This window comes from Azospirillum sp. CT11-132, assembly GCF_047302835.1.
In the GTDB taxonomy this organism is placed as follows: Bacteria; Pseudomonadota; Alphaproteobacteria; order Azospirillales; family Azospirillaceae; genus Azospirillum.
Map to the genome: position 1 here is coordinate 1,601,654 of NZ_JBGLZA010000003.1, position 26,197 is coordinate 1,627,850.

The 26,197-nt window shown below is 68.3% G+C and carries 26 protein-coding genes and 2 tRNA genes; 19 read left to right on the top strand and 9 right to left on the bottom strand.

Annotated elements, in window-relative coordinates:
- Window positions 1-166 precede the first annotated feature (166 nt).
- Window positions 167-739: a type 1 glutamine amidotransferase domain-containing protein gene (locus ACCD06_RS13345; RefSeq protein ID WP_413341170.1), complete on the bottom strand. Its 573-nt coding sequence runs from the start codon at window positions 737-739 to the stop codon at window positions 167-169.
- A gap of 132 nt (window positions 740-871) precedes the next feature.
- Between ACCD06_RS13345 and ACCD06_RS13350 the strand changes: the two genes are divergently transcribed.
- Window positions 872-1,228 carry a hypothetical protein gene (locus ACCD06_RS13350; RefSeq protein WP_109074038.1) on the top strand — a complete coding sequence of 119 codons (357 nt, stop codon included), beginning with the start codon at window positions 872-874 and terminating at the stop codon, window positions 1,226-1,228.
- 28 nt (window positions 1,229-1,256) lie between these two features.
- On the opposite strand, the gene ACCD06_RS13355 is transcribed toward ACCD06_RS13350, so the two are convergent.
- From ACCD06_RS13355 to dcd, 3 genes are all read right to left on the bottom strand, one after another.
- Window positions 1,257-1,727 carry a DUF2948 family protein gene (locus ACCD06_RS13355; RefSeq protein ID WP_413341172.1) on the bottom strand — a complete coding sequence of 157 codons (471 nt, stop codon included), beginning with the start codon at window positions 1,725-1,727 and terminating at the stop codon, window positions 1,257-1,259.
- 63 nt (window positions 1,728-1,790) lie between these two features.
- Complete coding sequence (gene murA, locus ACCD06_RS13360; RefSeq protein ID WP_136704395.1) at window positions 1,791-3,083, bottom strand: UDP-N-acetylglucosamine 1-carboxyvinyltransferase; 1,293 nt, start codon at window positions 3,081-3,083, stop codon at window positions 1,791-1,793.
- A 52-nt stretch (window positions 3,084-3,135) separates the two neighbouring features.
- On the bottom strand, window positions 3,136-3,690 hold the full coding sequence (gene dcd, locus ACCD06_RS13365) for a dCTP deaminase (protein WP_014248468.1): 555 nt from the start codon (window positions 3,688-3,690) through the stop codon (window positions 3,136-3,138).
- Window positions 3,691-3,853: 163 nt separating this feature from the next.
- On the opposite strand from dcd, the gene ACCD06_RS13370 reads away from it, so the two are divergent.
- Window positions 3,854-4,285, top strand: a complete 432-nt coding sequence (locus ACCD06_RS13370; RefSeq protein WP_413341175.1) for a GNAT family N-acetyltransferase — start codon at window positions 3,854-3,856, stop codon at window positions 4,283-4,285.
- Window positions 4,286-4,429: 144 nt separating this feature from the next.
- Here ACCD06_RS13370 and ACCD06_RS13375 read toward each other — a convergent pair whose 3' ends face one another.
- Window positions 4,430-4,576: a hypothetical protein gene (locus ACCD06_RS13375; protein ID WP_169055012.1), complete on the bottom strand. Its 147-nt coding sequence runs from the start codon at window positions 4,574-4,576 to the stop codon at window positions 4,430-4,432.
- A gap of 22 nt (window positions 4,577-4,598) precedes the next feature.
- On the bottom strand, window positions 4,599-4,937 hold the full coding sequence (locus ACCD06_RS13380) for a hypothetical protein (RefSeq protein WP_085089992.1): 339 nt from the start codon (window positions 4,935-4,937) through the stop codon (window positions 4,599-4,601).
- Window positions 4,938-5,104: 167 nt separating this feature from the next.
- Between ACCD06_RS13380 and ACCD06_RS13385 the strand changes: the two genes are divergently transcribed.
- From ACCD06_RS13385 to ACCD06_RS13395, 3 genes are read left to right on the top strand one after another with little or no spacing between them, the layout of a single operon-like run.
- Complete coding sequence (locus ACCD06_RS13385; protein WP_413341177.1) at window positions 5,105-6,088, top strand: SDR family NAD(P)-dependent oxidoreductase; 984 nt, start codon at window positions 5,105-5,107, stop codon at window positions 6,086-6,088.
- 32 nt (window positions 6,089-6,120) lie between these two features.
- Window positions 6,121-7,125, top strand: a complete 1,005-nt coding sequence (locus ACCD06_RS13390) for an MraY family glycosyltransferase (RefSeq protein ID WP_413341179.1) — start codon at window positions 6,121-6,123, stop codon at window positions 7,123-7,125.
- Window positions 7,126-7,130: 5 nt separating this feature from the next.
- Window positions 7,131-7,970 carry a glycosyltransferase family 2 protein gene (locus tag ACCD06_RS13395; RefSeq protein ID WP_413341181.1) on the top strand — a complete coding sequence of 280 codons (840 nt, stop codon included), beginning with the start codon at window positions 7,131-7,133 and terminating at the stop codon, window positions 7,968-7,970.
- On the opposite strand, the gene ACCD06_RS13400 is transcribed toward ACCD06_RS13395, so the two are convergent.
- Entirely contained in the window at window positions 7,932-8,981 is a 1,050-nt protein-coding gene (locus ACCD06_RS13400; protein ID WP_413341183.1) for a glycosyltransferase family 2 protein, read from the bottom strand. The genes ACCD06_RS13395 and ACCD06_RS13400 overlap by 39 nt on opposite strands.
- A 172-nt stretch (window positions 8,982-9,153) precedes the next feature.
- Between ACCD06_RS13400 and ACCD06_RS13405 the strand changes: the two genes are divergently transcribed.
- From ACCD06_RS13405 to egtB, 10 genes are all read left to right on the top strand, one after another.
- Window positions 9,154-10,098, top strand: a complete 945-nt coding sequence (locus ACCD06_RS13405) for a UDP-glucose 4-epimerase family protein (RefSeq protein WP_109074045.1) — start codon at window positions 9,154-9,156, stop codon at window positions 10,096-10,098.
- A 76-nt stretch (window positions 10,099-10,174) separates the two neighbouring features.
- Complete coding sequence (locus ACCD06_RS13410; RefSeq protein WP_413341185.1) at window positions 10,175-12,109, top strand: polysaccharide biosynthesis protein; 1,935 nt, start codon at window positions 10,175-10,177, stop codon at window positions 12,107-12,109.
- Between the two features lie 161 nt (window positions 12,110-12,270).
- Window positions 12,271-12,345, top strand: a tRNA-Thr gene (locus tag ACCD06_RS13415).
- A gap of 36 nt (window positions 12,346-12,381) precedes the next feature.
- Window positions 12,382-12,456, top strand: a tRNA-Thr gene (locus tag ACCD06_RS13420).
- 123 nt (window positions 12,457-12,579) lie between these two features.
- Window positions 12,580-13,659 (top strand): chorismate synthase, encoded by a 1,080-nt coding sequence (gene aroC, locus ACCD06_RS13425; protein WP_109074047.1) that lies wholly within the window; start codon window positions 12,580-12,582, stop codon window positions 13,657-13,659.
- Window positions 13,660-13,666: 7 nt separating this feature from the next.
- A complete protein-coding gene (locus ACCD06_RS13430; RefSeq protein ID WP_413341187.1) occupies window positions 13,667-14,239 on the top strand; it encodes a hypothetical protein in 573 nt (190 codons plus the stop codon).
- A 48-nt stretch (window positions 14,240-14,287) separates the two neighbouring features.
- On the top strand, window positions 14,288-16,444 hold the full coding sequence (gene rnr / locus ACCD06_RS13435; RefSeq protein ID WP_413341189.1) for a ribonuclease R: 2,157 nt from the start codon (window positions 14,288-14,290) through the stop codon (window positions 16,442-16,444).
- 365 nt (window positions 16,445-16,809) lie between these two features.
- Window positions 16,810-18,390, top strand: a complete 1,581-nt coding sequence (locus ACCD06_RS13440) for a S41 family peptidase (RefSeq protein ID WP_413341191.1) — start codon at window positions 16,810-16,812, stop codon at window positions 18,388-18,390.
- Window positions 18,391-18,547: 157 nt separating this feature from the next.
- Window positions 18,548-18,715 carry a 50S ribosomal protein L33 gene (rpmG, locus tag ACCD06_RS13445; RefSeq protein WP_012974790.1) on the top strand — a complete coding sequence of 56 codons (168 nt, stop codon included), beginning with the start codon at window positions 18,548-18,550 and terminating at the stop codon, window positions 18,713-18,715.
- Window positions 18,716-18,938: 223 nt separating this feature from the next.
- Window positions 18,939-20,270, top strand: a complete 1,332-nt coding sequence (gene egtB / locus ACCD06_RS13450) for an ergothioneine biosynthesis protein EgtB (RefSeq protein WP_413341194.1) — start codon at window positions 18,939-18,941, stop codon at window positions 20,268-20,270.
- On the opposite strand, the gene ACCD06_RS13455 is transcribed toward egtB, so the two are convergent.
- Window positions 20,267-21,628, bottom strand: coding sequence for a PAS domain-containing protein (locus tag ACCD06_RS13455; RefSeq protein WP_413341196.1), 1,362 nt, complete (start codon window positions 21,626-21,628; stop codon window positions 20,267-20,269). The two genes, egtB and ACCD06_RS13455, sit on opposite strands and share 4 nt — an antisense overlap.
- Window positions 21,629-21,698: 70 nt before the next feature.
- Window positions 21,699-21,890 carry a hypothetical protein gene (locus ACCD06_RS13460; RefSeq protein ID WP_413341198.1) on the bottom strand — a complete coding sequence of 64 codons (192 nt, stop codon included), beginning with the start codon at window positions 21,888-21,890 and terminating at the stop codon, window positions 21,699-21,701.
- A gap of 367 nt (window positions 21,891-22,257) precedes the next feature.
- Here ACCD06_RS13460 and ACCD06_RS13465 point away from each other — a divergent pair, with 367 nt between their 5' ends.
- The 4 genes from ACCD06_RS13465 to leuA all read left to right on the top strand — a co-directional run bounded on the left by ACCD06_RS13465 (window position 22,258) and on the right by leuA (window position 26,040).
- Complete coding sequence (locus tag ACCD06_RS13465; protein ID WP_109074054.1) at window positions 22,258-22,707, top strand: pilus assembly protein TadG-related protein; 450 nt, start codon at window positions 22,258-22,260, stop codon at window positions 22,705-22,707.
- Between the two features lie 125 nt (window positions 22,708-22,832).
- Window positions 22,833-23,228: a CidA/LrgA family protein gene (locus tag ACCD06_RS13470; protein ID WP_136704409.1), complete on the top strand. Its 396-nt coding sequence runs from the start codon at window positions 22,833-22,835 to the stop codon at window positions 23,226-23,228.
- Complete coding sequence (locus ACCD06_RS13475) at window positions 23,225-23,947, top strand: LrgB family protein (RefSeq protein WP_413341201.1); 723 nt, start codon at window positions 23,225-23,227, stop codon at window positions 23,945-23,947. Before ACCD06_RS13470 ends, ACCD06_RS13475 begins: the two co-directional genes overlap by 4 nt.
- A gap of 401 nt (window positions 23,948-24,348) precedes the next feature.
- Entirely contained in the window at window positions 24,349-26,040 is a 1,692-nt protein-coding gene (gene leuA, locus ACCD06_RS13480; protein WP_136704411.1) for a 2-isopropylmalate synthase, read from the top strand.
- Window positions 26,041-26,197: the final 157 nt, after the last annotated feature.

Here is a 26,197-nt window from a genome sequence, read left to right on the forward strand (position 1 = left end):
CGGGGGAGGAGACTAAGTGCTGTATTGGCAGAGTGGCGGCAGTCCCTCCCCCGCCCAGCTCTCGCACAAAGCTATGCTTTGTGCTGACGCGGCAGGCGGACCGTAGGTCCGCTGAGAGCGGGGGAGGTTAGGTGGGGGTCTAACTCCGCCAGAATCCCGCCGCCCCCTATTCCGCCGCGTGGCGATGGCCGGCGTGGCGGCCTTCGCCGAATTCCTCGATCATCTTGCGGCAGAAGGCCGGAATGTCGTCGGGCTTGCGCGAGGTGACCAGACCATGGTCGGTCACCACCTGCTCGTCGACCCAGGTCGCGCCCGCGTTGCGCAGGTCGGTCTGCAGCGACGGCCAGGATGTCATCCGCTTGCCACGCACGCCGCCGGCGTCGATCAGCGTCCAGGGGCCGTGACAAATTGCGGCGATGGGACGATCCGAATTCACGAAGCTCTTCACGAACTCGATCGCCTTCGGTTCCAACCGCAGGCTGTCCGGATTCATCACGCCGCCCGGCAGCATCAGCGCGTCGTAGCGGCCGGCATCGGCTTGGTCGAGCGTCACGTCGACATCGACCTTGTCGCCGCGGTCATGGTGGTTCCAGCCCTGGATTTGCCCGCTTTTCGGAGCGACCACATGCACGGTGGCACCGGCGTCGCGCAGGGCCTTCACCGGCTCGGTCAGTTCCACCTGTTCGAAGCCGTCGGTGGCGAGAACGGCCACGGTCTTTCCATTGAGGTTCTGGGCCATGGAGGGGCCTCCTTCGCTGTTGGTCATGCCGCAGCAACCGGATTACCCCTGCATCGTTCCCTGGGAACTGTCCCGCAATTCCCATGTTGATTGTGACATACGAGACACACATCAGCGAAGGGAGCCCGAATCATGAGGTTCCAGACCCTGTTGGCCGGCCTTGCGCTGGCAGCGACCCTGCCATTCGCCCACATCGAGTCGGTCCAGGCGGCCGATCCGCGTGCCGGCGACGATCTTGTCGGGCTCGAAGTGACCGGTCTGCTCGGCGAAGAATTGGGCCAGATCGTTTCCGTTTCGCCCAGCGCCGACGGCAAGGACACCAGCATCCTGGTCGAGGCCAGCGGCATGCTGGATGTCGGTCACCGCTTCTTCACCGTCCGCCGCTCGCAACTGTCGCCGGGCGAGGACGTGGACACCGTCACCTATAAGAAGACCGCGGAGGACGTGATCCGTCGCATCCACAACGACACCCAGGTCGCGGCGCGCTGAACCGGCGCCCCGCGTGCCGTCCGGCCGCTCAGGCCGGTTCGTCAGGGTGGCAGGGTTTGCAGCCGGTGGGCCAGGGCTCGCCCAGATCCTCCACCACCATGCGCCAGGATGCTCCGTCCAGGCGGACGCAGCCGCCGCCGGCGAAATGCAGGGCGATCCCGCCCTCCATCGTCTCCATCGACAGCAACTCCAGGATCCGGCCGCGATCCTTCAGATCGAAGCCGCGCAGCTTGGCGCCGGTCACCCCGTCCACCCGCACGCCGCAATGGACCCGCTCGTAGGGGGCCAGATCGTCATCGTCGGCGGCGGGGCCGGGACGCGGGCGGTCGGCGGCCTCCCAGCGGAAGCGGTTGACGACCATGACGAACCGCTTGTCGTCGGGCTGGAAGCACATGTCGCCGACCGGAAGGATGGCGTCCTGCAGGCAGGCGGAGACGACCTTCAGGTCCTCCTCGTCTTCGGCGCGCAGGCGGATCGGGGTCATGGCTGAGGCCGTCATGGTCGTGGGCACCTCTCGGGAATGGCCAACCTTATCGGGATGGCGGAGGGGCGCCCCCGCCGCTTACTCGTCGCCGCCGTGGATGCGTTCGATCTCCGCACCGCAGGCAGCCAGCTTCTCCTCCACCCGCTCATAACCGCGGTCGAGGTGGTAGACGCGGTTGACCATCGTCTCCCCCTCCGCCGCCAGCCCGGCAAGCACCAGCGACACCGAAGCGCGCAGGTCCGTCGCCATCACGGGCGCACCGGTCAGCCTCTCCACACCGCGCACCAGGGCCGACGAGCCGTGGACCGTGATCCGCGCGCCCATGCGGGTCAGCTCCGGCGCGTGCATGAAGCGGTTCTCGAAGATCGTTTCCGTGATCATCGCCGCGCCCTTCGCCGTGCACATCAGGGCCATCATCTGGGCCTGAAGGTCGGTGGGGAAGCCCGGGAACGGCTCGGTCATCACATCGACGCCGTGCAGTTCGCCGTTCGCGCGCGACACGCGGATCCCGTTCTCGATCTCCTCGAAGGCGACGCCGGCCGGAGCCAGCGCCTTGACCGCCGCTTTGATCAAATCGAGACGGGTGTTCATGATGTCAAGACGGCCGCCGGTGATCGCCGCGGCCATGGCGTAGGTGCCGGTCTCGATGCGGTCGGCCACCACCATGTGGCGGGCGGCATGCAGCCGGTCGACACCCTCGATCACCAGCCGGTCGGTGCCGATGCCGGTGATCTTCGCCCCCATCTTGACCAGGCATTCGGCGAGGTCGGTCACTTCCGGCTCGCGCGCGGCATTGACCAGGATGGTGGTGCCCTTGGCCAGCGTGGCGGCCATCAGCAGGTTCTCGGTCGCACCCACCGACACCTTGGGGAAGACGTATTCCGCACCGCGCAGGCCGCCGGCCGGAGCCTTGGCGACGATATAGCCCGCCTCGATCCGGATGTCGGCGCCCATCGCCTCCAGACCCTTGATGTGCAGGTCCACCGGACGCGCGCCGATGGCGCAGCCGCCGGGCAGCGACACCTTGGCCTCGCCGCAGCGAGCCAGCAACGGCCCCAGCACCAGCACGCTGGCGCGCATCTTGCGCACCAGATCATAGGGAGCGGTGGTGTTGGTGATGTCGCGCGCGGTGAAGTCCACGGCGCGTCCGGCGCAATCGCCGCCGGCACCGGCCATGTGGATCGCCACGCCATGCTGCAACAGCAGATTGCACAACGTGTTGATGTCGGCCAGGATCGGCAGGTTGGTCAGCGTCAGCGTCTCGTCGGTGAGAAGCGACGCCGTCATCAGCGGCAGGGCGGCGTTCTTGGCGCCACCAACTGTGATGGAGCCGTTCAGCGGGCGGCCGCCGCGGATGCGGATCTTGTCCATGGACCTGTTTCTTTCGCGGATACGCTTTTGAGGAGCGATCAGATAGGAGTGCTCAGAGCCGGGGCAGCGTGACGCCCTTCTGCCCCATATATTTGCCGGACTTGTCGGCGTAGGACACCTCGCACACGCTGTCGCCCTTCAGGAACAGGAACTGGCACAGCCCCTCGTTCGCGTAGACCTTGGCGGGCAGCGGGGTGGTGTTGGAGATCTCCAAAGTGACGTGGCCTTCCCACTCCGGCTCCAGCGGGGTGACGTTCACAATCAGGCCGCAGCGGGCATAGGTGCTCTTGCCCAGGCAGATGACCAGAACGTCGCGCGGGATGCGGAAATACTCGACCGTGCGGGCCAGCGCGAAGCTGTTCGGCGGAATGATGCAGACGTCGGTCTTGCGGTCGACGAAGCTCGAATCGTCGAAGCGCTTCGGATCGACGATGGCGTTGTCGACGTTGGTGAAGATCTTGAACTCGTCGGCGACCCGGGCGTCGTAGCCGTAGGACGACACGCCGTAGGAAATCACGCCTTCGCGCTTCTGGGTCTCGACGAAGGGCTCGATCATGCCCTTGGTCTCGGCCATCTCGCGGATCCAGCTGTCCGGCATGATGCCCATCGCGGGGGTACTCCTTGGCGTATCGATTGGGTGGAGGGGTGGTGAGGCTGGTTTGTAGCCGAGCGCGCGGCGAGGCTCAAGAAAAGCCGGGCCGCTTGTGGTGCATGGACGGTTCTTTATCACGGCGCTGGTCTTCCGCGCGGTCGCGGCTAAGCTTCGCCGCATGACACAGAGCTTCATCCTGTCCGTGACGGACACCCCCGCCCCGGCCGATCTGGCCGGCGTCTTCGACGGCCTGCGCGCCTATAACGAGGCGTCGCTCGGCCGCGCCTATGACCGACGCGATCTTGTGGTCGTCGCCCGCGATGCCGACGGCACGCTGAAGGGTGGGCTGGTCGGCTACACCAACTGGGACTGGCTGTATGTCGACCTGTTGTGGGTGGACGACTCCACGCGCGGCAGCGGCCTCGGCGGCCGGTTGCTGGCAGCGGCGGAGGCGGAGGCCAAGGCGCGGGGCTGCCGCTGGTCGCGGCTCTACACCTACGATTTCCAGGCGCCGGGCTTCTACCCGAAGCAGGGCTATCAGGTGTGGGCGGAGATGGAGGGCTATCCGCCGGGGCACAAGCAGATCTGGTTCAGGAAGGATTTGGCTTAGGGGGCGGCGCCCCTCGACCGCTCGCCCCCTCCCCGACCCTCCCCCGCTCCGCGGGAGAGGGAGCCATATGCGAAGCGGCGGCAGTCCCCTCTCCCTCGAAGAGGGGGAGGGTTAGGGAGGGGGCACAGACGCCTAACTTCCCACTCACTCTCCCCGCTGCCGCGCCTGCTCCTTGCGCTTGCGCAGATTCTCTCGCAGGCGGGCGGCGAGGCGTTCATCACGGTCTTTCACCGCCGGCTTCGGCTTCACCGGTGCCGGCGGAGTGTTCAGCGTCTCGGCAGTGTCGTCCATCGGCGCGGCTCCGCGCAGGCTGTCAGTGGTCGGAATGATGCAGGATCTGATCGCGCAGGCCGGTCTCGTAACCGACGCCGGTCGCGGTCAGGATCGCGGCGCCGGGGGTGCGCTTCACGATGCCCTTGCGCTCCAGAATGGTCCAGACCGCATCGTTCTGCAGTCCGGTGGCATCCTTGGCGGCGACCACGGCATGGCCGAGGTGGAAGTGGTTGCCGTGAGCATGCGGCAGGGAGGTGATCTGGAAGCCCCCCTCCTCATCCTCGGCCGGAGCGTTCTCCAGACGGGCGATCTCCTGCAGAAGGGTCAGGGTGCGCAGCTGCAGCGGGTTCAGGTTCAGCGGATTCTTCTTCGGGGGCATCGATGGTCCCATCGGTCCTGGTGTGTCGCGGTCGCGCAGTAGACCGGCAGGGCGGATCGGCTGTCAAGCGTGCGAACCGGTCACGGAAAGGTCGTGGAAGGAGGCTGGCGCCCCGGCCGCCGCTCGGGCATAAGACCGTCGGACCATCGTCATAAGGGTGTCGGACCATGACTATCCTCGTCACCGGGGCCGCCGGCTTCATCGGATCGCATGTCGCGGCGGCTCTGCTGGACCGCGGGGAGAGCGTGCTCGGCCTCGACAACCTGAACGACTATTACGCGGTGGCGCTGAAGGAGGCGCGGCTGGCCCGGCTGACCGGCCGGCCCGGCTTTCGCTTCATCAGGGCCGACATCTCCGACCGCGCGACGGTGGAGGGGCTATGGCCGCAGTTCGCCGATGTGACCGGCGTTGTCCATCTGGCGGCGCAGCCGGGCGTGCGCTATTCGATCGAGAATCCCTATGCCTATGTCGACGCCAACGTCACCGGTCAGGTGACGCTGCTGGAGGCGGCGCGGCGCATGCCGGGGCTGAAGCATTTCGTCTACGCCTCGACTTCTTCGGTCTACGGCGCCAACCGCAAGATGCCCTTCTCGGTGGAGGATCGGGTGGACAGCCCGGTGTCGGTCTATGCCGCCACCAAGAAGGCGGCGGAGATGCTGGCCTTCACCTACAGCCATCTCTACCAGATGCCGGCGACCGGCCTGCGCTTCTTCACCGTCTATGGTCCGTGGAGCCGCCCGGACATGGCGACTTGGCTGTTCGCCGACGCCATCACCGCCGGCCGGCCGATCCGCGTTTTCAACGGCGGCAAAATGAAGCGCGACTTCACCTATATCGACGACATCGTCGCCGGGGTGCTGGCCGCCCTCGACCGCCCGGCCCCGGTGGATGCGGAGACCGGCGCCCCGCACCGCGTCTTCAACCTCGGCAACAACCGGTGCGAGGAGCTGATGCGCTTCATCACCGTGCTGGAGCAGGCTTTCGGCCGCGAGGCGGTCAAGGTGATGGAGCCGATGCAGGCCGGCGACGTGCAGGAGACCGCCGCCGACATCGAACTGAGCCGCCAAGTTCTGGGCTTCGAACCGAAAACCCCGATCGAGATCGGCCTGCCCCGCTTCGTGGAGTGGTACAAGGGCTATCACAAGCTCTGAGCCGTCCCCTCTCCCCCACCGTCCGAGCCACCATGACCTCCACCGCCTATTCGTCCGCGCTGATCGGCGTCTTCCTGCTGTGTCTGGCCGTCGGCTGGTACCTGTCGACGCGGGTTCTGCGTTATCTGCTCGCCAGCAGCATCATGGACATCCCGAACGAGCGGTCGAGCCATCAGGCCCCCACCCCGCGCGGCGGCGGCTGGGCGGTGATGCTGACGGTGGTGCCGGTCTTCGCCATTGCCGGGATCGTTTTCGGCCGGCCGCTGGAGACCGGGGCGGTGCTGCTGGGCACGCTGGCGCTGATGGGAGTGTCGTGGATGGACGACCGGCGCACCCTGTCGCCGCTGCTGCGGCTGGCGGTGCAGGCGCTGGCGGTGGCGTTCGGGCTGCTGGCGCTGCCGTCCGACCAGCTTGTGTGGCAAGGCTGGCTGCCCTGGGGGCTGGACCGGGCGGCGACGGCCTTCCTGTGGCTGTGGTTCGTCAACCTCTACAATTTCATGGACGGGATCGACGGGCTGGCCGGCAGCGAAACCATCCTGATCGGCGGCGGCGTGGCGCTGGTGTCGCTGGTGATGGGCGATTTCGGGCTGACAGGGGTCGCCGGGGCGGCGCTGGCCGGGGCGGCGGCGGGGTTCCTGACCCACAATTGGCGGCCGGCCCGCATGTTCATGGGCGATGTCGGCAGCATCCCGCTCGGCCACATCCTGGCCTTCCTGCTGGCCTCGCTGGCGGCGCGCGGCGATTGGGCGGCGGCGCTGATCCTGCCCGCCTATTACCTGACCGACGCCACCATCACCCTGCTGCGCCGGCTGCTGCGCGGCGAGAAGATCTGGCAGGCCCACCGCGAGCATTTCTATCAGAAGGCCGCCAAGGGTGCCGGCCGGCATGACCGGGTGGTGCTGACCATCATCGGCTACAGCCTCGTCCTCGTCGCGGCTGCGCTGGCTGCCGGGACCTACGGTGCCTGGACGCTGGCGCCGGGCGCGGTCACCGTCGCGCTGCTGCTGGCGACGCTGACGCGCATGTCGAAGGCCTGATCGCGATGACCACCGATTTCCTCGACCTCTCCGTCGTCCTCTACCACCCCGACCCGGACCTGTTGGCCCGCTCGCTCGACACCATCGCCGCCGCCGCCGACCGGCTGGCCGAGGGAGCCGGGGTGCGGACCCGGCTGTGGATCATCGACAATGGCGCACCGGAGGGCAGCGACCCGGCGACAAACCCGTTCCAGCCGCTGTTGGACCGCTATGCCGAGGCCGGTCGTCCGCCGGTGACGCTGATCGCCGGGCATGGCAACGTCGGCTACGGCGCCGGGCACAATCTGGCGATCCGGCAGGGCAATGCGCCCTATCACCTGATCCTGAATTACGACATCCTGCTGGAACCGGACGCGCTGCTGGCCGGCTGGCGCTATATGGAGGCGCACCCGCGCACCGTGCTGCTGACACCAAAGGTGTTTGGTCCGTCAGGCGAGCAGGAGTTCCTGTGCAAGCGGCGGCCGACCGTGTTTGATCTGGGCCTTCGCGCCTTCGCCCCCGCTTCGATCAAGCGGATGTTCGCAAAGCGGCTGAACCGCTACGAAATGCGCGACATCACCGGCGACAGCGTCGTCACCGGGCTGGAGCAGGTCAGCGGCGCATTCATGCTGTTCCGACGCGACGCGCTGACCCGGCTGGGCGGGTTCGACGACGGCTATTTCCTCTATTTCGAAGATTTCGACTTGTCGCGCCGGGCGATGGCGCTGGGCGAGATCGCCTATGTGCCGGACGTGCGCATGGTGCATTTCGGCGGCAAGGCGGCCCGCAAGGGCAGCGCGCACATCCGCATGTTCGCCCGGTCCGCCCTACGCTTTTTCAACACCCACGGATGGCGGCTGGTCTGAGCTGTGCGACTTCCGCAGCCCCGGCCGGCCGCGGGTCTTCAGCAGCAGCGGGTTCCAGGCGATCATGCGGGCGACCTGCCCCAGCGTCGCCTTGCGGTCGCGCTGGATGACGCGGCGCTTGGCGATCATGCCCGGCAGCCCGCACAGCGCGTCGCGGATGCCGCGGCCGATGGCGCCGGTGCGCTCGCTGCCCAGGCTGCGGACCACCAGATAGACCACCAGCAGCGCATGGCCCGCCAAGGCCAGCGGCAGCAGCGGCAGCGGCATGTTCTTCACCATCGTCCACACCAGATTGCGGACGCCGTGATACTGGGCGAAGGTGCCGTACTGCTTGGACACGCCGCTGCTGACATGCTCCACCACCGCGTCGCCGACCTGCACGGCCGGACCGCCGCCGAGCCGGATGCGGAAGCCGAGGTCGACATCCTCGCAATAGCAGAAGAAATCCTCGTCAAAGCCGCCGACGGCCTCGAAATAATCGCGCCGGTACATGGCGGCGGCGGCGCAGGGCGAGAAGACTTCGCCACTGTAATAGGGCGGCTTCAGCATGCGGCGGTAATTGACCCGCCAGGCGAAGCCGAAGATGGAATACTGGTCACCCTCGCCATCGATCATGCGGGGGTCGTGCGAGAAGAGTTGGGTCGAGCCGAACATCGCCACGTCGGGCTGCGCATGGGCGGCGGCCTGCAGCCGCTCCATCCAGTCGCGGCGCGGGAAGGCGTCGGGGTTCAGCGTAACGATCCAGGGAACGGTGGCACCGGCAGCGCCGATGTTGTTGGCCTTGGCGAAGCCGACATTGCTGTCCAGCCGGATCATGCGGAATCGCGGGTCGGCGGGCAAGGCGATCCCGTCGACGTCCTTCGACGCATTGTCGACGATCACCACCTCAAAGGCGGGATCGGTCTGGTCGAGCAGACAGCCAATGACGCGATTGACGAAGTCGGCGCAGTTAAAGCTGACGATGATGATCCGGCTGTGCCGATCATTTGCACCGTCCACAATGTGTGACATGTCTTGGTAGCGTCCTTATTCACGCGTCCCTATTCAGCTTATAGCCATTCCCACCACCAACCGAAAGCCGGAAAAGGGTTCTGGGACTTTGCGCCGTGGCGCCACCCGGCCAAACCGGATACTAAGTCACGGTTCAGTCCATCATACGACACCAGCCCGGATCGTTCTGCCAATGCGCGTTCTTCTGACCGGCGCCACCGGCTTCGTCGGCCGCCACACCGTCCCGCTGCTGGTTGCCCGCGGACACCATGTGCGCGCCGCCCTGCGCAGCGCCAAGGAAGGGCCGTGGGAGCCGGCCGTCGTCGGCGACATCGGCCCCGACACCGACTGGACCGCGGCGCTGGAGGGTGTCGATGCGGTGATCCACATGGCGGCCCGCGTCCATGTGATGCGCGACAAGGCCGCCGACCCGCTGGCCGAATTCCGCCGCGTCAACACCGCCGGCACCGTCCGGCTGGCGGAGCAGGCGGCGGCAGCCGGCGTGAAGCGCTTCGTCTTCCTCAGCAGCATCAAGGCGATGGTGGACGAAAGCCGCCCCACCCCGCTGGACGCCGCGACGCCGCCCGACCCGCACAGCCCCTACGGCATCTCGAAGCTGGAGGCCGAACGGGCGCTGGCCGCGATCTCCGCCCGCACCGGCATGGAAGTGGCGGTGATCCGTCCGCCGCTGGTCTATGGACCCGGCGCCGCCGGCAACATGCGGGCTCTGGTGAAGCTGGTGGCGACCGGCCTGCCGCTGCCGCTCGGCGGCATCCACAACCGGCGGAGCCTGATCTATGTCGGCAACCTCGCCGACGCGGTGGTGACGGTGCTTGAGCATGCCCACGCCGCCGGCGGGACCTTCCTGGTCCAGGATGGCGAGCCGGTTTCGACCGCCGATCTGGTGCGCGCCATCGCCGCGGCGCTGGGCCGGCCGGCGCGGCTGGTCCCGGTGCCGCGCGGCCTGATGGCGCTGGGGGCGGCGCTGACCGGCACGCGCGCGGTGTTCGACCGGCTGGCCGGCACGCTGACGGTGGATGACGGTCCCATCCGTGAAAGGCTCGGCTGGCGCCCGCCCCATGACCTTGCGTCCGGGTTGCGCGCCACCGCGGAATGGTTCAAAGCTTCCCGCGGCTGATTACCCGGCCGAATCGGCGATGGCCGGCTTCGGCCCCCGGTTCTCAAGGCCGAACGAATGAACAAGGTTTAGCGGCATGCGTATCCCGTCCGCACGGGCATCCCTGGTTTTCCTGCATGATCTGGTGATGACCGGGGTGGCCCTGGTCGTCGCCCTGTACCTGCGGGTGGGCGGCTCCGCCTTCGGCCTGTATTTCGATGCGCTGGTCATCGCGCTGCCGACGCTGGTCGGCATTTCGGCAGCCGTTTTCGTGCTGTTCGGCCTGTACCGCGGCATCTGGCGCTACGCCTCCATTCCCGACCTGATGCAGGTGGTGCGCGCCGTCACCGTGGCGGTGCTGTGCTTCGTCCTGGCGATGTTCCTGCTGACACGCGCCGAGCTGCTGCCGCGCTCCCTGCCGCCGATCCTGTGGCTGGTGCAGATGCTGCTGCTCGGCGGGCCGCGCTTCGCCTACCGCTTCATGAAGGACCGCCGCTTCAGCTGGGCCGAGGCGGTGGAGGGCGTGCCGCGCATCCCCGTCCTGCTGCTGGGGGTCGGCGACGCGACGGAACTGTTCATCCGCTCGCTCGACCAGCCCGGGCAGTCGGCCTACCGCGTCGTCGGCATCCTGGACGACAAGGGCCGTCGCATCGGCCATGCCGTGCGCGGCGTGCCGGTCCTGGGCGGCCCCGACGATCTTGAGCAGGTCGTCCACACGCTGGAGCGCAAGGGTGAACGGCCGCAGCGGCTGATCGTCACCAAGGGCAATGCCGAGTTGAAGGGATCGACCCTGCGCAGCCTGCTCGACCGGGCGGAGGCGCTGGGTCTGGTGCTGTCGCGCCTGCCCAGCCTGACCGAGTTCAAGTCGGCTCTCGGCGAAGGCAAGGGCGTGGAGGTGCGGCCGATCGCGCTGGAGGACCTGCTGGGCCGGCCGCAGGCGGTGCTGGATCGCGGCGCCATTTCCGGGCTGATCGGTGGGCGGCGGGTGATCGTCACCGGCGCCGGCGGCACCATCGGCAGCGAGCTGGTCCGCCAGATCGCCACGCTGGGGCCGGAGCGGCTGATCCTGCTCGATGCCGGGGAGTTCAACCTCTACAGCATCGAGATGGAGGTGCGGGAGAAGTTCCCCGGCCTCGACACCCGCGCGGTGATCGCCGACGTCCGTGACCGCGACCGGGTCATGCGCCTGTTCCAGGACGAGCGCCCGGCCCTGGTCTTCCACGCCGCGGCGCTGAAGCATGTGCCGCTGGTGGAGGCCAACCCGTGCGAGGGCGTGCTGACCAACGTCATCGGCACCCGCAACGTGGCGGACGCCGCGCGCGCCGCCGGCTGCCTCGCCATGGTGCTGATTTCCACCGACAAGGCGATCCGCCCGACAAGCGTCATGGGAGCGGCCAAGCGCTTCGCCGAGACCTACTGCCAGGCGCTGGACGTCCTGCCGCCGCGTGACGCGACGGAACAGGCCACCCGCTACATGACCGTGCGCTTCGGCAATGTGCTGGGCTCCTCCGGCTCTGTCGTGCCGCTGTTCACCCGCCAGTTGGCGCAGGGCGGGCCGCTGACCGTCACCCACCCCGACATGCGCCGCTATTTCATGACGGTGCGCGAGGCGGTGGAACTGGTTCTGCAGGCCTCCGCCCACGGCGCCACCCGCGCGGAGGACCGCGGCAAGATCCTGGTGCTGGACATGGGCGAGCCGGTGAAGATCGCCGACCTCGCCCGCCAGATGATTCGGCTGGCCGGCTACCGGCCCGGCGTCGACATCGAGATCGCCTATACCGGCCTGCGTCCCGGCGAGAAGCTGTTCGAGGAAATCTTGACCGCGGCGGAGGCGCCGAGCCGCACCGAGGCCGACGGCGTCTTCCTCGCCTCCCCCCGGCTGATCGACTATGCGCTGATCAACCGCGCGGTGGGTGAGCTGGAGGCGGCGGCGCGCGCGGGCGACGGCGAGCGGGTTCTGTCGATCCTGGGCACCGTCGTGCCCGATTTCCGCGCCGAGGCGGTGCTTCCGTCCGCAGCGACGCAGGCGTGATTCGGGCACTTATTCGGGGCGGGAAAAAAAGTGGGTCGCAGGGTGATTTTAAGCGCTTGCATCCCCCAAAGGCCTGTGGCATAACCCGCGCCACTTCGGGGGGCGGCCAAGCCTGGACGCCTCACCCGGACGCATCGCCCCGGCGATGATCGGTTATCGGGGCTGCCGTAGCTCAGTGGTAGAGCACTCCCTTGGTAAGGGAGAGGTCGAGAGTTCAATCCTCTCTGGCAGCACCATTCCTCCGATCCTGTGACCAGGCGTTCGTATCCGGCGCTGCCGTAGCTCAGTGGTAGAGCACTCCCTTGGTAAGGGAGAGGTCGAGAGTTCAATCCTCTCTGGCAGCACCATCCTCCTTTAAAAAACTCCCTTAAAAAATCAGCGCATCGCTTCCTTGACCTTGCCGCCGAAAGGCCGCAAGAAACGCGCGCAACCGCTTTGCGGTCGCGGGTTCGTTTCGGGAGGATGTCACCATGGCCGGCAACAGCTTCGGCACGCTTTTCCGCTTCACCACCTGGGGCGAGAGCCACGGACCGGCCATCGGCGTCGTCGTGGACGGCTGCCCGTCGCTGATCGACCTCGTGGCGGAAACCGACATCCAGCCCTGGATGGACAAGCGCCGGCCCGGCCAGTCGCGCTACACCACCCAGCGCCAGGAACCCGATCAGGTGAAGATCCTGTCCGGCGTGTTCGAAGGCAAGACGACCGGCACGCCGATCTCGCTGCTGATCGAGAACACCGACCAGCGATCCAAGGACTACAGCGACATCGCCGGGAAATTCCGCCCCGGCCATGCCGACTACACCTACTGGCAGAAATACGGCATCCGCGATTACCGTGGTGGCGGACGCTCCTCGGCGCGGGAAACCGCCTGCCGGGTCGCCGCCGGCGCGGTGGCGCGCAAGGTGCTGGGGTCCGCCATCCAGGTGCGCGGCGCCCTGGTGCAGATCGGCCCGCACAAGATCGACCGCAGCCGCTGGGACTGGGCGGAGATCGACAACAATCCCTTTTTCTGCCCCGATCCGGTCGCGGCCACCCAGTGGGCCGAGTATCTTGACGGCATCCGCAAGAGCGGCTCCTCCGTCGGCGCGGTGGTGGAGTTGGTGGCGTCCGGCGTGCCGGTGGGGCTGGGCGACCCGCTCTATGACAAGCTGGACAGCGACCTCGCCTGCGCGATGATGACCATCAACGCGGTGAAGGGTGTGGAGATCGGCAACGGCTTCGCCGCCGCGGAACTGACCGGCGAGTTGAACGCCGACGAGATGCGCATGGGTTCGGACGGACAGCCGCAGTTCCTGTCCAACAATGCCGGCGGCATCCTGGGTGGCATCTCCACCGGGCAGGACATCGTCGTGCGCTTCGCGGTGAAGCCGACCAGCTCGATCCTGACGCCGCGCCAGACGGTCGACACCGCCGGCAACGACACCGACATCCTGACCAAGGGCCGCCACGACCCCTGCGTCGGCATCCGCGCCGTCCCCGTGGGCGAGGCGATGATGGCCTGCGTGCTGGCCGACCACCTGCTGCGGCGCCGGGCGGAACGGCGGGAGTGATCGTTCCATGCCCGTTCGCCGCCACGGACAGCGCCTGATCCTCGCCCTGGCGACGCTGATCGCCGCCGTACCAGCGGCTTTGGCAGCCGACAAGCCCTTTCAGGAGTTCGACGAGACCTTCAAGTCCTGGAAGCTCTACTGTCAGCTCTGGACCGGCACGCGGCAGGTGGAGTGCGAGTTGACCGCCCGCGGCACCAACGACCGCACCGCCCGGCTGGTCTGGCTGCGCTCGACCGACAAATGGCGCGAGGGGCTGCGCTTTCGCGTGAATGCCGAAGCGCTGGACCTCGACAAGCTGGTGCGGGTCTGGGCCGACCGGGCGGTGTTCAAGCCCGACTCCCCCTGCAAGCCCTACCGGTTCGAGACGAACACCTGCGCCGTGACCGATCCCGACATCAACCGCCGCATGGTGGAGAAGATGGCTCCGGCGCCGGAGGTCTCCATCGTCGGTCAGTCGCCGGCCGGCGAGAAAACGGAGGTGCGCTTCCCGCTCGCCGGCTTCCGCGAGGCGCTGGAGCGCAGCGACGCCATCCGTGCGATGGCTGGCAGACCGTGGGCGACGAGCCCTGATGCTGATTGATCCCTATATAGCCATACCAGCGACAAGAACCGACGGACTGCCCGCCCAGTGACCGACAGCCATTTCCCCAGCAAGGACGCCATCCTCGCCTTCATCCGGTCCAGCACCACCCCGGTCGGCAAGCGCGAGATCGCCCGCGCCTTCAAGCTGTCCGGATCAGCCGACCGCGAGACGTTGAAGGACCTGCTGCGCGAACTGGAGGCGGACGGCGCGGTGGAACGTGGACGCAACAAGCGGATGGCCCCGCCGCAGGCGCTGCCTGCCGTCGCCGTGCTGCTGGTCACCGGCGCCGATGCGGAGGGCGAGTTGTCGGCCCGCCCGCTGACCTGGACCGGCGAGGGCGACCCGCCGCGCATCTTCCTGCTGCCGGAAAAGAAGTCGCGGGGGGAGGACAAGCCGCTGGCGGTCGGCGACACGCTGCTGGCGAAGCTCGCCCGCATCAACGACCGCCTGTACGAAGCCCGCGTCATCCGCCGCATTGACGGCGAGCGCGAGGGCCGCATCCTCGGCGTCTACCGGCCGAGCGCCGATGGCGGCCGCATCCACCCGACCGACCGCCGCCACAAGACCGAGTTCCTGGTGCTGCCGCCCAACCGTGGCGAGGCCGAAGCGGGCGATCTCGTCTTCGCCGACATCCTGCCGGCCGGGCGCGCCGGCCAGCCGCAGGCCCGCGTGGTGGAGCGTCTCGGCTCCACCGACGAGCCGCGCGCCTTCAGCCTGATCGCCATCCACGCCCACGGCATCCCCACCGCCTTCCCGCATGCCGCCTTGCGCGAGGCGGAACTGGCGGCGGTGCCGGCGCTGATGCAGCGGGAGGATCTGCGCAACATCCCGCTGGTGACCATCGACGGCGCCGACGCCCGCGACTTCGACGATGCCGTGTGGGCGGAGCCGGACAGCGACCCCGAGAACCCGGAAGGCTGGCACCTGATCGTCGCCATCGCCGACGTGTCCTATTACGTACGCCCCGGATCGGCGCTCGACTGGACAGCGTACGAGCGCGGCAACTCGGTGTACTTCCCTGACCGCGTCGTGCCGATGCTGCCGGAGGCGCTGTCGAACGGCCTGTGTTCGCTCCGGCCGGGGGAGGATCGCGCCTGCTTGGCCTTCCACCTGTGGATCGACCGCAACGGTGTGCTGATCCGGCATCGGCTGGTCCGCGGACTCATGCGGTCGGCGGCGCGGCTGACCTATGAACAGGTGCAGGATTGCCACGACGGCCGGCCGGACGAGGAAACGGCGCCGCTGGCCGACGGCGTGATCGCCCCGCTGTTCGGCGCGTACGCCCGACTGGCCGCCGCCCGCGCCAAACGCGGCACGCTGGAGTTGGACCTGCCCGAACGCCGGGTGCTGATCGACGAGCGCGGCCGGGTCGCCGAGATCGCCCGGCGCGAACGGCGCGACAGCCACCGGCTGATCGAGGAGTTCATGATCGCCGCCAACGTCGCCGCGGCGGAGGTGCTGGAACGGCGCACCATGCCCGGCCTGTACCGCATCCACGACCGTCCCTCCATGGACAAGATGGAGGCGCTGCGCGGCTTCCTGGCGGAGATCGGACATCCGCTGGCAAAGAGCGCCGACCTGACGCCCAGCCACTTCACCCGCATCCTGCGCAAGGTGGAGGGCACCTCGCACGCGCCGCTGGTCAGCGAGGTGATCCTGCGCGCCCAGGCCCAGGCCGCCTACAGCCCGGACAACATCGGCCATTTCGGGCTGGCACTGCACCGCTACGCCCATTTCACCTCGCCGATCCGCCGCTATGCCGACCTGATCGTCCACCGGGCGCTGATCCGCACGCTGGGGCTGGGCGTCGGCGGGCTGGACGACGAGACGCTGGGCCGACTGGCGGAGATCGGCGAGCATCTGTCCGGCACCGAACGCCGTGCCGCGGTGGCCGAGCGCGACGCGGTGGACCGCTACACCGCCGCCTTCCTGGCCGACCGGGTGGGGGAACGCTTCAGTGGCCGCATCTCCGGCGTCAGCCGCTTCGGGCTGTTCGTCCGGCTGGACGAAAGCGGCGCCGACGGCCTGATCCCGGCCAGCAGCCTGCCCGACGACAGGTACGATCATGACGAGGCCGCACACGCGCTGGTCGGGCAGCGTACGGGGCGGACGTACCGCCTCAGCAGCCCGGTCAAGGTGGTGCTGGTGGAGGCCGATCCGGTCAGCGGCAGCACGCTCTTCCGGCTGGCCGACTCAGGCTGACGACTCGGAAGCCGTCGGCACCGTTGCACAACGGCAACGCTTGAGCAATGTGGCCGAATCGTGGCGCGGCCAAGCTTTGGCCACATCGCCACCATACCAGCGTGACCTTGGCGACACAGAATCGGACAATCCGCGACATTGTGGTGCGGCCCGTAATTTTGTCCCGCCCGGCCTCCTGAACGAAGGTGTATCTATCACCCATCCGGGATCGGCAACATCCTCGTCCGGTCCGGCTGCAGGAAAGGGAGGCCGCGGTTCGCCCCATGGCCCAGTTCGATCACAACCTGTGCGATCACGGCGTGTGCGATCCGAATGCACCGCCCCGAGTGCCGCCTTTTAACTTGCCGTCTTTCCGGATCCCCGCGATGTCGAACTTGGCGCGCCGCCTGAGCCGTTCGCTCCGACATCTGGCGCTCCAGCTTCCCACCGCCGCCCTGTTCGCCACCACCGCCTTCGCCGGGCCGCCGCAGGTCGCGATCGTCGCGCCGCCGCCCCCGGTGACGGAACAGGTCTTCACCGTCGGCTTCAACAAGATCGCCGAGGTCTATCTGGACCCGGTTTCCTTCGACCGTCTGGGGATGGACGGGATGAAGGGCCTGAGCACCATCGATCCGTCGGTGACGGTGGAGCAGACCGGCAACACCGTACGCCTGTACGTATCTGGCGCGCTGGCGGCGGAGTATGGCGCCGCGGCGGACCGCGATGCCGCCGGCTGGGCGGTTCTGACCACCCGCATCATCGACCGCGCCCGCAGCCAGTCGCCGATCCTGGCGAAGGCGACGCCGGAACGGCTGTATCAGGTCGTCTTCGACGGCGTCACCGCCGACCTCGACGGCTATTCCCGCTATACCGGCGTCCAGCGCGCCAGCAACGAGCGCGCCCAGCGCGAAGGCTACGGAGGCGTCGGAATTTCGCTGGACAGCGCCACCAACGGCCGCGTCACCGTGCACGACGTCATGCCGCACAGCCCGGCCGAGCGCGCCGGCATCGTCGGCGGCGACCTGCTGCTGGCGATCGACGGCGACCTGACGACGCGGATGACCGCGGCGGACATGCGCGAGCGTCTGCGCGGCCCCACCGGAACCCTGCTCACCCTCACCGTCGCCCGCGACGGCGGCGCTCCCCGCCGGCTGCCCCTGCGCCGCGAACGGGTGGTGCCGAACACCGTCACCTATTCGCTGTCCGGCGACGTCGGCATCGTCAAGCTCGACCGCTTCAACGCCACCACGGCCTCCAGCCTGCGGTCGGCGGTGACCTCCATCCGGCAGGCGGCCGGCCCGACGCTGCAGGGCATGGTTCTGGACCTGCGCGGCAATCCGGGCGGGCTGCTGGACCAGGCGGTCGCGGTCGCCGACCTGTTCATCCGCCGCGGCCGGATCATCTCCACCGAAGGACGCAATCCCGAAAGCCGCCAGCGCTTCGACGCCAACCCCGACGACCTGCTCGACGGGCTGCCGCTGGTGGTTCTGGTCGATGGCCGGTCCGCCTCGTCGGCCGAGGTTGTGGCGTCCGCACTGCAGGACTCCGGCCGCGCGGTGGTGGTGGGGGCCTCCAGCTACGGCAAGGGCAGCGTCCAGACGGTCAACCGCCTTCCCAACGACGGCGAGCTGTTCCTGACCTGGAGCCGCATCTACACGCCGGCCGGCTACACCCTGCATCGCCAGGGCGTGCAGCCCACCGTCTGCACCAGCCGGGCCGGCCAGACCGATCCGGAGGCGCTGTTGTCCGACCTGCGCGAAGGGCGTCTGCGCCCGGCCCAGATCGCCAGCTGGCGGTCCAAGGCGGCCGACGACGAACATGCGCTGAACGCCCTGCGCGAAGCCTGCCCGTGGAAGGAGCATGAGCCGGAACTGGACCTGCAGGTCGCCATGCGGCTGTTGGCGGAGCCGGCGCTGTACCAGCGGGCGGTCGCCTCCGCGGTTGTCAACACCGTGGCGGAGCGCTGAGCGGATCGGAGGGCGGCGGCGCTGTGGCAATTGCCGTCGGACGCCGATTTCCCCGCCCATAACGCTTGACATTGCGGCGTCAGACGGTATTTTCCGCCGCTACGACGCCGCCCCCGCCGGGCCGGCGGGGCACGGATTTTTTGTCGGGATCGAGATCATGGCCAAGCAGAACACCGTCCTCATCAAGCTGGTGAGCACGGCAGACACCGGTTTCTTCTACGTCAAGAAGAAGAACCCGAAGAAGACCACCGAGAAGCTGTCGTTCCGCAAGTACGACCCGGTGGCGCGCAAGCACGTCGAGTTCAAGGAAGCCAAGATCAAGTAAGGCTTGTCCGACACTGAGCTGTGCTTCGAATGAACAAGGCCGCCTTTCTGGCGGCCTTTTCGTTTTTGGCACACCCTTCCAGCATCTTCCGCGCCCTTGCCGGTGCGGCATCCGGTCGCAGCCACTATTTGCGGTGACGGCGACACCACGGATGCATGCATTCCAAAAGGGGCGCTCCGGGCGGACACTCTCCGAAAAGCTCTGGATTTCGGAGGGACCGCCCGTGCCCGACACCCATGCCAGCCCGATCGCCGAGCCACCCACCGCACCGTCAGCCGGATTGTCCGCCGCTGAGCGCCGGCAAACGCTCGCCACCCGCTTCCAGAAGGCGCGCGCCCGCACCGCCGAGCTGGTCGCCACCCTGTCGCCGGAAGACCTGATGGTGCAGACGGTGGCGGACGGCGCGCCGGCGAAATGGCACCTCGCCCACACCAGCTGGCTGTTCGAGGTCGCGGTGCTGATCCCCTTCAGCCCCGGCTACCGGCCGGCCGACCCGGCCTTCCTCGACCTGTTCGCCGCCCGCACCGACGGCGGCCCCGCGCCTCCCCGCGTGCTGTCGCGTCCGACGGCGGCCGAGATCATGCGCCACCGCGACCAGATCAACGGTGCGGTGCTGCATTTGATCGACGCGCTGGACGGGTCGCTTTGGGAGGCCGCCGAATCGGCGCTGATGATGGCCATCGCCCATGAACGGCGCCACCAGGAGCGGATGCTGCTGCACATCAAGCACGCCCTGTGGTGCAACCCGCTGCGTCCGGCCTATGAAGAGGCGCCGGACCACCCGCATCTCGGCGCCCCGCCCGATGGCTGGCTGGCGCAGCCCGGCAGCCTCGTCGAGGTCGGCAGGCCGGCGCCGCTGCCCGGTTTCGACCATGAAAGCCCGCGCCACCGCGTCTGGCTGGAACCCTACCGGCTGGCCGCCCGCCCGGTCACCTGCGGCGAGTTCCTGGCCTTCATCGACGCCGGCGGCTACAGCGACCGCTCGCTCTGGCTCACCGACGGCTGGGAGACCGCGCACGCCGAAGGCTGGAGCGCCCCGCTCTATTGGGAGCGCGGCGGCTTCGGGTCCGGCGCCCGCTGGCAGGTCTTCACCCTGTACGGCATGCAACCGCTCGACCCCGACGAGCCGGTTTGCCATGTCAGCTGGTACGAGGCCGACGCCTACGCCCGCTGGGCCGGCAAGCGCCTGCCGCGGGAGGCGGAGTGGGAGGCGGTCGCCGCCGGCTGCGACAGCATGGGCAATCTGCTGGGCTCCGGCCACCGTCATCCCCGCGCCGGGACCTGCCACGGCACCGGCCCCTGGCAGATGTGCGGCGATGTGTGGGAATGGACCGGCGACGCCTTCCTGACGTACCCCGGCTACCGCCGGCCCCACGGCGCGGAAAAGGCCGTTCCGGACGAGGCGGTCAACGGCCGGCTTGCCGCCAACCGCATGGTCCTGCGCGGGGGCAGTTGTCTGACTCCCTTCGACCATGCCGGCCCCTGGACGCGACACTATCTGCGGCCGGAGACCCGGCTGTCGGTGAGCGGGTTCCGGCTGGCGGAAGATGCTTAAGGAGAGACTTGCGGGGAGATTTGTCCGCCCGCGCCGGCGGTCAGCGCCCGCGCCTGCCCCTGGGTGAGGATCCCGCGCTCCGTCAGGCGGGACAGCAGCGCCACGGCCAGTTCGGCCTGGAACAGCGCCTCCCCCTGCGGACCATTGCGCGGGTGGCGGGGCACGCCGAAGGCCTCGGCCAACCGGTCGGGCGACGCGCCGGCCAAAGCTGGATCCAACGCCGCCGCCAATGCCCCGAGGTCGAGCGACGGCGGCAGCGTCGGATCGGCGATACCCGCCTGGGCGGCCGACCGCGCGAGGGCGGAGAGGCTCGAGTCGATGCCGATGCCGACGGCGATGCAGTTGTGCAGCGCGTCCTGGATCGCCGGCCACACCGCGGCGAACGGGCGCTCGCCCGCCACCATGACGGTGCCGATGCCGTGACGGGCGGTCGCTTCGGCCGGGACGGGGTCGATGGGGTCGATCAGCAGGGCGAGCGACACGGTGGGGAAGATGCGCGATCCCACCAGCCGCACGGTGCCGATCGCGATCACAGGACCGCTGTCCGGCTCCATCCCCGCCGTCGCCACCCAGAGCGCGACGAAGGGCAAGGCCGCCAGCGGCTCCTCATCACCGAGCGGGCCGGCGGCATGGGCCACTCGCAGGCTGAGCGTGCGCTTGCCGCTGAGCCCGGCGGCATGGGCCATGCCACGGGCGGGGAAGGACAGGATCGCACCGGCGCTCAGACCCAGATCGGCGATCCGTGCCGACAGCTCGCCCTCTTCGATCCGGCGCAGCACGGCGGTGACGGGAGCGCCGCCACCGCGCGCCCGCTCCATCGCACGGGCCAGATCGTCGCGAAGCAGGGACTTGCCGATGTCGGCCCCCTCCTCCACCGCCAGCAGCCTTGCGGCGGCGGGGTTCAGCTGTTCCACATGCCCGAGTTCGTCGAGGACCAGCAGGGGATCGTCGGCCAAGGCCAGCACCGCCCGCAACGCCCGGTCCGCGCGTCCGCCCCCAAGCGGTCCGACCCCCAGAGGGCCGTCGCCAAGCCCGCGCTCACCGCCACGGGCGAGGCTCGCCGCTTCGGCAAGACGCGCCAGCTCGCCGCCCGGTCCGCCGGAGATCGGCTCCAGATCCACCCGGCTACGGGCACCGGACAGGCGGTCCGACAGACGGTCGAGGTCGCGGAAATGGCGCGACAGGCGGGAGAAGACGAACCAGACCGCCAGCAGGCCCAGTCCGCAGATCGCCAGCCCGCGGGTGAAGGCGGTGCGGTTATCGGCCGCCAGTTGCGTGATTTCCACGCCAAGAAAGACCAGCGCGGCCGCGGCCACCGCCAGTCCAAGCATCACCACGCGCCAAACGCCGCCCTTCATCGGGCCGTCTCCCCGTCATTTCATGCCGAGTCTAGCCGGCAGAACGGAAACGGAGAAGCCGCGTGCGTGTTCAGCGCGCCATGACCGCCGCCCGTGCCCCCTCCACCTGCGTCATGAGGCCGGCCAGCGCGCCGCGCACCTCCCCCGACAGCCCGAACAGCAGCAGCGCCACCAGCGCAACCGCCAGCGCATGATCCAGCAGCGGCCGGCCCGGCCGGCGCGCCCCTGAACGGTGGCGGAAAGGAATTTGGAAGAACGGCATCGCTGGCGGCTCCGGCATGGATCAAGGCGTCAGGATGCCAGCCTACCGGCGGAGAGGACGAACGAACCCTTAACAGCGCTCGATCGACGGCCGATTGCCCCGCTTTTGTCTCGGCTCTATTTCGGTTCGGAGGCGTTTTCAAAGTCGAGACTGCGCTTTCCCCCTGCTGTGGAGGGCTCTACCCTTTGCGGGCAGCATCGCAAATTCGAGTTACCGCCTTTGCGTAAAATACATAGCAATTTGCGACGCGATTTTTGCTGTGCTTTTGCTGCATTTCCTGGTTTGCCTGCTTGTCGGATGATGCTAAGAGTAATGCATCCAACGAAAACACTCCTTTCTGCATAGGCAATTGCTTAGGAGGCCGGCAATGACTTTGGTCTATCGTCCCCTGCCCTATGGCGGGCACGAAGACCGGCGGACGGGCCGCCACCTGCTTCTGGTGGTCGCGCTGATCCTCGCCATTCCGACCGCTTTGGGCGCCGGCTGCACCGTCGATGCTCTGCGCAGCTATGCCGTGGAGGCGCGGCTGTCGCAAGCCGTCGATGCCGCCGCATTGGCCGGCGGTCGGGTGATGTTCGATTCGCAACGCGACGGCCACATCCGCAGTTTCTTCGACAAGGCCTTCCCCAACGGCTTTCTGGGATCGAACCTGTCGCCGCTGACGATCGCCGAGGATGCGGCGGCCGGCACGCTGACGGTCAGCGCCCACGCCACCGTCAACGCCATCTTCCTGCGCCTGTTCGGGAAGAAGGAAGTGACGGTGGAGGCCCAATCCGTCGTCCGCCGCGGTCTGCACGCCCGCACCAAGCTGCAATAACTCCCTTTCCGCATTCCAGCCAGCTTCATCGCCGATTCGCGAGGCTCGCATTCGCGGAATGCAGCCCGGCGCCTTCGCAACTGCGGTAGAAGGGACGCACAGCGCCCCTTCCATCGGAGTCCGCGATGCTCGGAACCCTGACGCTCCTGCTGCTCTGCCAACTGGCCGGCGAGTTGGCCGCCCGCCTGCTGCACCTGCCGATCCCCGGCCCGGTGCTGGGCATGCTGCTGCTGTTCGCCGGCCTGCTGCTGCGCGGCGGCGTGCCGGCCGCGATCCAGGACACCGCCGGCGGGCTTCTGCGTCACCTGTCCCTGCTGTTCGTGCCGGCCGGCGTCGGCGTGATGGTGCATGTCACCCGCCTGGAGACGGAGGCGCTGCCGATCATCGTCGCCCTGTTCGGCAGCACCCTGTTCGGCATTGCGGTGACCGCCAAGGTGATGGCCTTCCTGTTGAGCCGCAGCGATCCGCGGCTGGAGGACGTACAGCCGGCCGGGAATTCGGCGAAGGGAGACCGGACATGAGCGCCGATCTCCACCAGATCTGGGTCTATCTGTCTGCCAGCCCGCTGGCCGGGCTGACGCTGACCCTGGTCGCCTACCAGATCGGCCTGTGGGTGTTCGAGAAGCTGGGCCGCCGCCCGGTGCTGAACCCGGTGCTGATCGCCGTCGTCCTGATCGCCGGCACGCTGAGCCTGTCGGGCATCGATTACCGCACCTACTTCGACGGCGCGCAGTTCGTCCATTTCCTCCTCGGCCCGGCCACGGTGGCGCTGGCCGTCCCGCTCTACAACCAGTTCCAGGAGGTGCGGCGCTCGGCCCTGGCAATGATGGTGGCGCTGCTGGTCGGGTCGGCCGCCTCGGCACTCAGCGCGGTGGTGCTGGTCTGGATCTGCGGTGGCACGAAGGTGACGATCCTGTCGATGGCGCCAAAATCCGTCACCTCCCCGATCGCCATGGGCGTGTCGGAGCAGATCGGCGGACTGCCATCGCTGACCGCGGTGTTCGTCATCATCACCGGCATCGTCGCCGCCAGCCTCGGCACCTGGGTGTTGAACCTTGTCCGGGTGAAGGACTGGCGCGCCCGCGGATTCGGGATGGGGGTGGCGGCGCACGGCATCGGCACCGCCCGCGCGCTTCAGGTCAACGAGGTGGCGGGTGCCTTCGCCGGGCTGGGCATGGGCCTGAACGGGCTGGCGACGGCGCTGCTGCTGCCGACGCTGTACCACTTGATCTGGGGCTGAGGGCGGCAATGGTTGGTGCATCCCGCAGTCCGATTTTCGCCAATCCAGGCTTGACAGCCATGCCGCACCTGCGCACAGTGCGCCCCATGAACACCATCGACCGCAAGAACGCTCTTCTTCGACTTCTCGGCCCGGCGCTTTAAGCGTCCGGGTTTGTCGCGTTCGCATACCATTTCCATCGGTCGAAGTGTCTGTTCCATGAGCGATGTTTGCAAAGGCGCCGGCATCGGCGTCGCCCGGCAGGGGCCGGGACTGCGACTTACCGACGGTCGCTGAGCCACTTCCGGCGGCTCCGCGGCCGTACCCCTCGCCGGTCCCTCCGCCTTTCAAAATCCGATCCGCCGCCTCCTGCCCGCACTGAAAACCGGGGCCCGAGGCCGCCAGTGGAGCCGAACGACGCCATGAGCACCGCCACCAATATCCCGACCCTGCCGAAGTCCCCGTCCAAATACGCCCCCTTCCCCCAGGTGAAGCTGACCGACCGCCAGTGGCCGTCGCGCACCCTGGACAAGGCGCCGATGTGGTGCTCGGTCGACCTGCGCGACGGCAACCAGGCGCTGATCGAGCCGATGGGGCCGGACCGCAAGCGCGCGATGTTCGACCTGCTGCTGCGCATGGGCTTCAAGGAGATCGAGGTCGGCTTCCCAGCCGCCTCGCAGACCGATTTCGACTTCTGCCGCGAGATCATCGAGCAGGGCAAGATCCCCGACGGCGTCACCATCCAGGTGCTGACCCAGTCGCGTGAGGAACTGATCCGCCGCACCTTCGACGGCATCAAGGGCGCCAAGCGGGCCATCGTCCACCTGTACAACTCCACGTCCGAGCTGCAGCGCCGCGTGGTGTTCGGGCTGGATCGCCAGGGCATCGTCGACATTGCCATCGCCGGCACCAAGCTGATCAAGCAACTGGCCGCCGAAACGCCGGAAACCGAGATCGTCCTGCAGTACTCGCCGGAAAGCTTCACCGGCACCGAGTTGGACTTCGCGGTCGAGATCTGCGAGGCGGTGATGGAGACCTGGGGGGCCTCGCCCACCAACAAGGTCATCCTGAACCTGCCGGCCACGGTCGAGATGTCGATGCCGAACGTGCATGCCGACCAGATCGAGTGGTTCTGCCGCACCCTGAAGAACCGCGAATCGGCGATCATCTCGCTGCACCCGCACAACGATCGCGGCACCGGCGTCGCCGCGGCTGAGATGGGGCTGCTGGCCGGTGCCGACCGCGTCGAAGGCACCCTGTTCGGCAACGGCGAGCGCACCGGCAACGTCGACGTCGTCACGCTGGCGCTGAACATGTTCACCCAGGGCGTCGATCCGGAACTGAACATCGACGACATCAACGAGATCGTCCGCGTGTCGGAATACTGCACGCAGCTGCCGGTCCACCCGCGCCATCCCTATGCCGGCGAGCTGGTGTTCACCGCTTTCTCGGGCTCGCACCAGGACGCCATCAACAAGGGCCTGAAGGCGCTGACCAAGTCCAACACCGGCAAGTGGGAGGTCCCGTACCTGCCCATCGACCCGCAGGATCTGGGCCGCAGCTATGAGGCGGTGATCCGCATCAACAGCCAGTCCGGCAAGGGCGGCATCGCCTATGTGCTGGAGAAGGACTACGGCCTGCAGATCCCGCGCCGCCTGCAGATCGAGTTCTCCAAGGTCGTGCAGCGCGTCGCCGACGAGACCGGCAAGGAGCTGTCGCCTGCCGACATCCACGCCGCCTTCAAGGCGGAGTATCTGGACGCCGACAGCCCGCTGGAACTGGTCGAGCATTCGACCGAGCCGCGCGGCCCGAACTCCGGCGCCCGCGCCATGAGCGTGGTGATGCGCCGGAACGGCGAGATCATCACCACCAAGGGCAAGGGCAACGGCCCGATCGACGCCTTCCTGGACGCCCTGCGCCAGGGCTGCGGCACCGACCTGCACGTCGTCGATTACCGCGAGCACGCCATCGGCTCCGGCGAGGACGCCCAGGCCTGCGCCTATGTCGAGGTGAAAACCGGCGACAGGACCCTGTTCGGCGTGGGCATCGACGCCGACATCGTGACCGCCTCCCTGCGGGCGCTGGTGAGCGCGGCCAATCGGGCGACGCGGTAAGGTTCTGGCTTCGATACCCCCACCTAGCCTCCCCCGCTCTCAGCGGACCTGCGGTCCGCCTGCCGCGTCAGCACAAAGTGAAGCTTTGTGCGAGAGCTGGGCGGGGGAGGGACTGCCGCCACTCTCCCGTTTCAGCACTTGCCTCCTCCCCCGCCCA

What these genes read in the sequence shown, in the direction of transcription:
- ACCD06_RS13390 (WP_413341179.1), top strand. Translation starts at nt 6,121, where the DNA reads ATGACCTCCACCGCCTATTCGTCCGCGCTGATCGGCGTCTTCCTGCTG.
- ACCD06_RS13410 (WP_413341185.1), top strand. Translation starts at nt 10,175, where the DNA reads ATGCGTATCCCGTCCGCACGGGCATCCCTGGTTTTCCTGCATGATCTG.
- ACCD06_RS13385 (WP_413341177.1), top strand. Translation starts at nt 5,105, where the DNA reads ATGACTATCCTCGTCACCGGGGCCGCCGGCTTCATCGGATCGCATGTC.
- ACCD06_RS13355 (WP_413341172.1), bottom strand. Translation starts at nt 1,727, where the DNA reads ATGACGGCCTCAGCCATGACCCCGATCCGCCTGCGCGCCGAAGACGAG.
- rpmG (WP_012974790.1), top strand. Translation starts at nt 18,548, where the DNA reads ATGGCCAAGCAGAACACCGTCCTCATCAAGCTGGTGAGCACGGCAGAC.
- ACCD06_RS13395 (WP_413341181.1), top strand. Translation starts at nt 7,131, where the DNA reads ATGACCACCGATTTCCTCGACCTCTCCGTCGTCCTCTACCACCCCGAC.
- murA (WP_136704395.1), bottom strand. Translation starts at nt 3,083, where the DNA reads ATGGACAAGATCCGCATCCGCGGCGGCCGCCCGCTGAACGGCTCCATC.
- dcd (WP_014248468.1), bottom strand. Translation starts at nt 3,690, where the DNA reads ATGGGCATCATGCCGGACAGCTGGATCCGCGAGATGGCCGAGACCAAG.
- ACCD06_RS13405 (WP_109074045.1), top strand. Translation starts at nt 9,154, where the DNA reads ATGCGCGTTCTTCTGACCGGCGCCACCGGCTTCGTCGGCCGCCACACC.
- ACCD06_RS13470 (WP_136704409.1), top strand. Translation starts at nt 22,833, where the DNA reads ATGCTCGGAACCCTGACGCTCCTGCTGCTCTGCCAACTGGCCGGCGAG.
- ACCD06_RS13440 (WP_413341191.1), top strand. Translation starts at nt 16,810, where the DNA reads ATGTCGAACTTGGCGCGCCGCCTGAGCCGTTCGCTCCGACATCTGGCG.
- ACCD06_RS13370 (WP_413341175.1), top strand. Translation starts at nt 3,854, where the DNA reads ATGACACAGAGCTTCATCCTGTCCGTGACGGACACCCCCGCCCCGGCC.
- ACCD06_RS13375 (WP_169055012.1), bottom strand. Translation starts at nt 4,576, where the DNA reads ATGGACGACACTGCCGAGACGCTGAACACTCCGCCGGCACCGGTGAAG.
- ACCD06_RS13400 (WP_413341183.1), bottom strand. Translation starts at nt 8,981, where the DNA reads ATGTCACACATTGTGGACGGTGCAAATGATCGGCACAGCCGGATCATC.
- ACCD06_RS13475 (WP_413341201.1), top strand. Translation starts at nt 23,225, where the DNA reads ATGAGCGCCGATCTCCACCAGATCTGGGTCTATCTGTCTGCCAGCCCG.
- ACCD06_RS13380 (WP_085089992.1), bottom strand. Translation starts at nt 4,937, where the DNA reads ATGCCCCCGAAGAAGAATCCGCTGAACCTGAACCCGCTGCAGCTGCGC.
- ACCD06_RS13345 (WP_413341170.1), bottom strand. Translation starts at nt 739, where the DNA reads ATGGCCCAGAACCTCAATGGAAAGACCGTGGCCGTTCTCGCCACCGAC.
- ACCD06_RS13430 (WP_413341187.1), top strand. Translation starts at nt 13,667, where the DNA reads ATGCCCGTTCGCCGCCACGGACAGCGCCTGATCCTCGCCCTGGCGACG.
- aroC (WP_109074047.1), top strand. Translation starts at nt 12,580, where the DNA reads ATGGCCGGCAACAGCTTCGGCACGCTTTTCCGCTTCACCACCTGGGGC.
- ACCD06_RS13350 (WP_109074038.1), top strand. Translation starts at nt 872, where the DNA reads ATGAGGTTCCAGACCCTGTTGGCCGGCCTTGCGCTGGCAGCGACCCTG.
- ACCD06_RS13460 (WP_413341198.1), bottom strand. Translation starts at nt 21,890, where the DNA reads ATGCCGTTCTTCCAAATTCCTTTCCGCCACCGTTCAGGGGCGCGCCGG.
- leuA (WP_136704411.1), top strand. Translation starts at nt 24,349, where the DNA reads ATGAGCACCGCCACCAATATCCCGACCCTGCCGAAGTCCCCGTCCAAA.
- ACCD06_RS13465 (WP_109074054.1), top strand. Translation starts at nt 22,258, where the DNA reads ATGACTTTGGTCTATCGTCCCCTGCCCTATGGCGGGCACGAAGACCGG.
- ACCD06_RS13455 (WP_413341196.1), bottom strand. Translation starts at nt 21,628, where the DNA reads ATGAAGGGCGGCGTTTGGCGCGTGGTGATGCTTGGACTGGCGGTGGCC.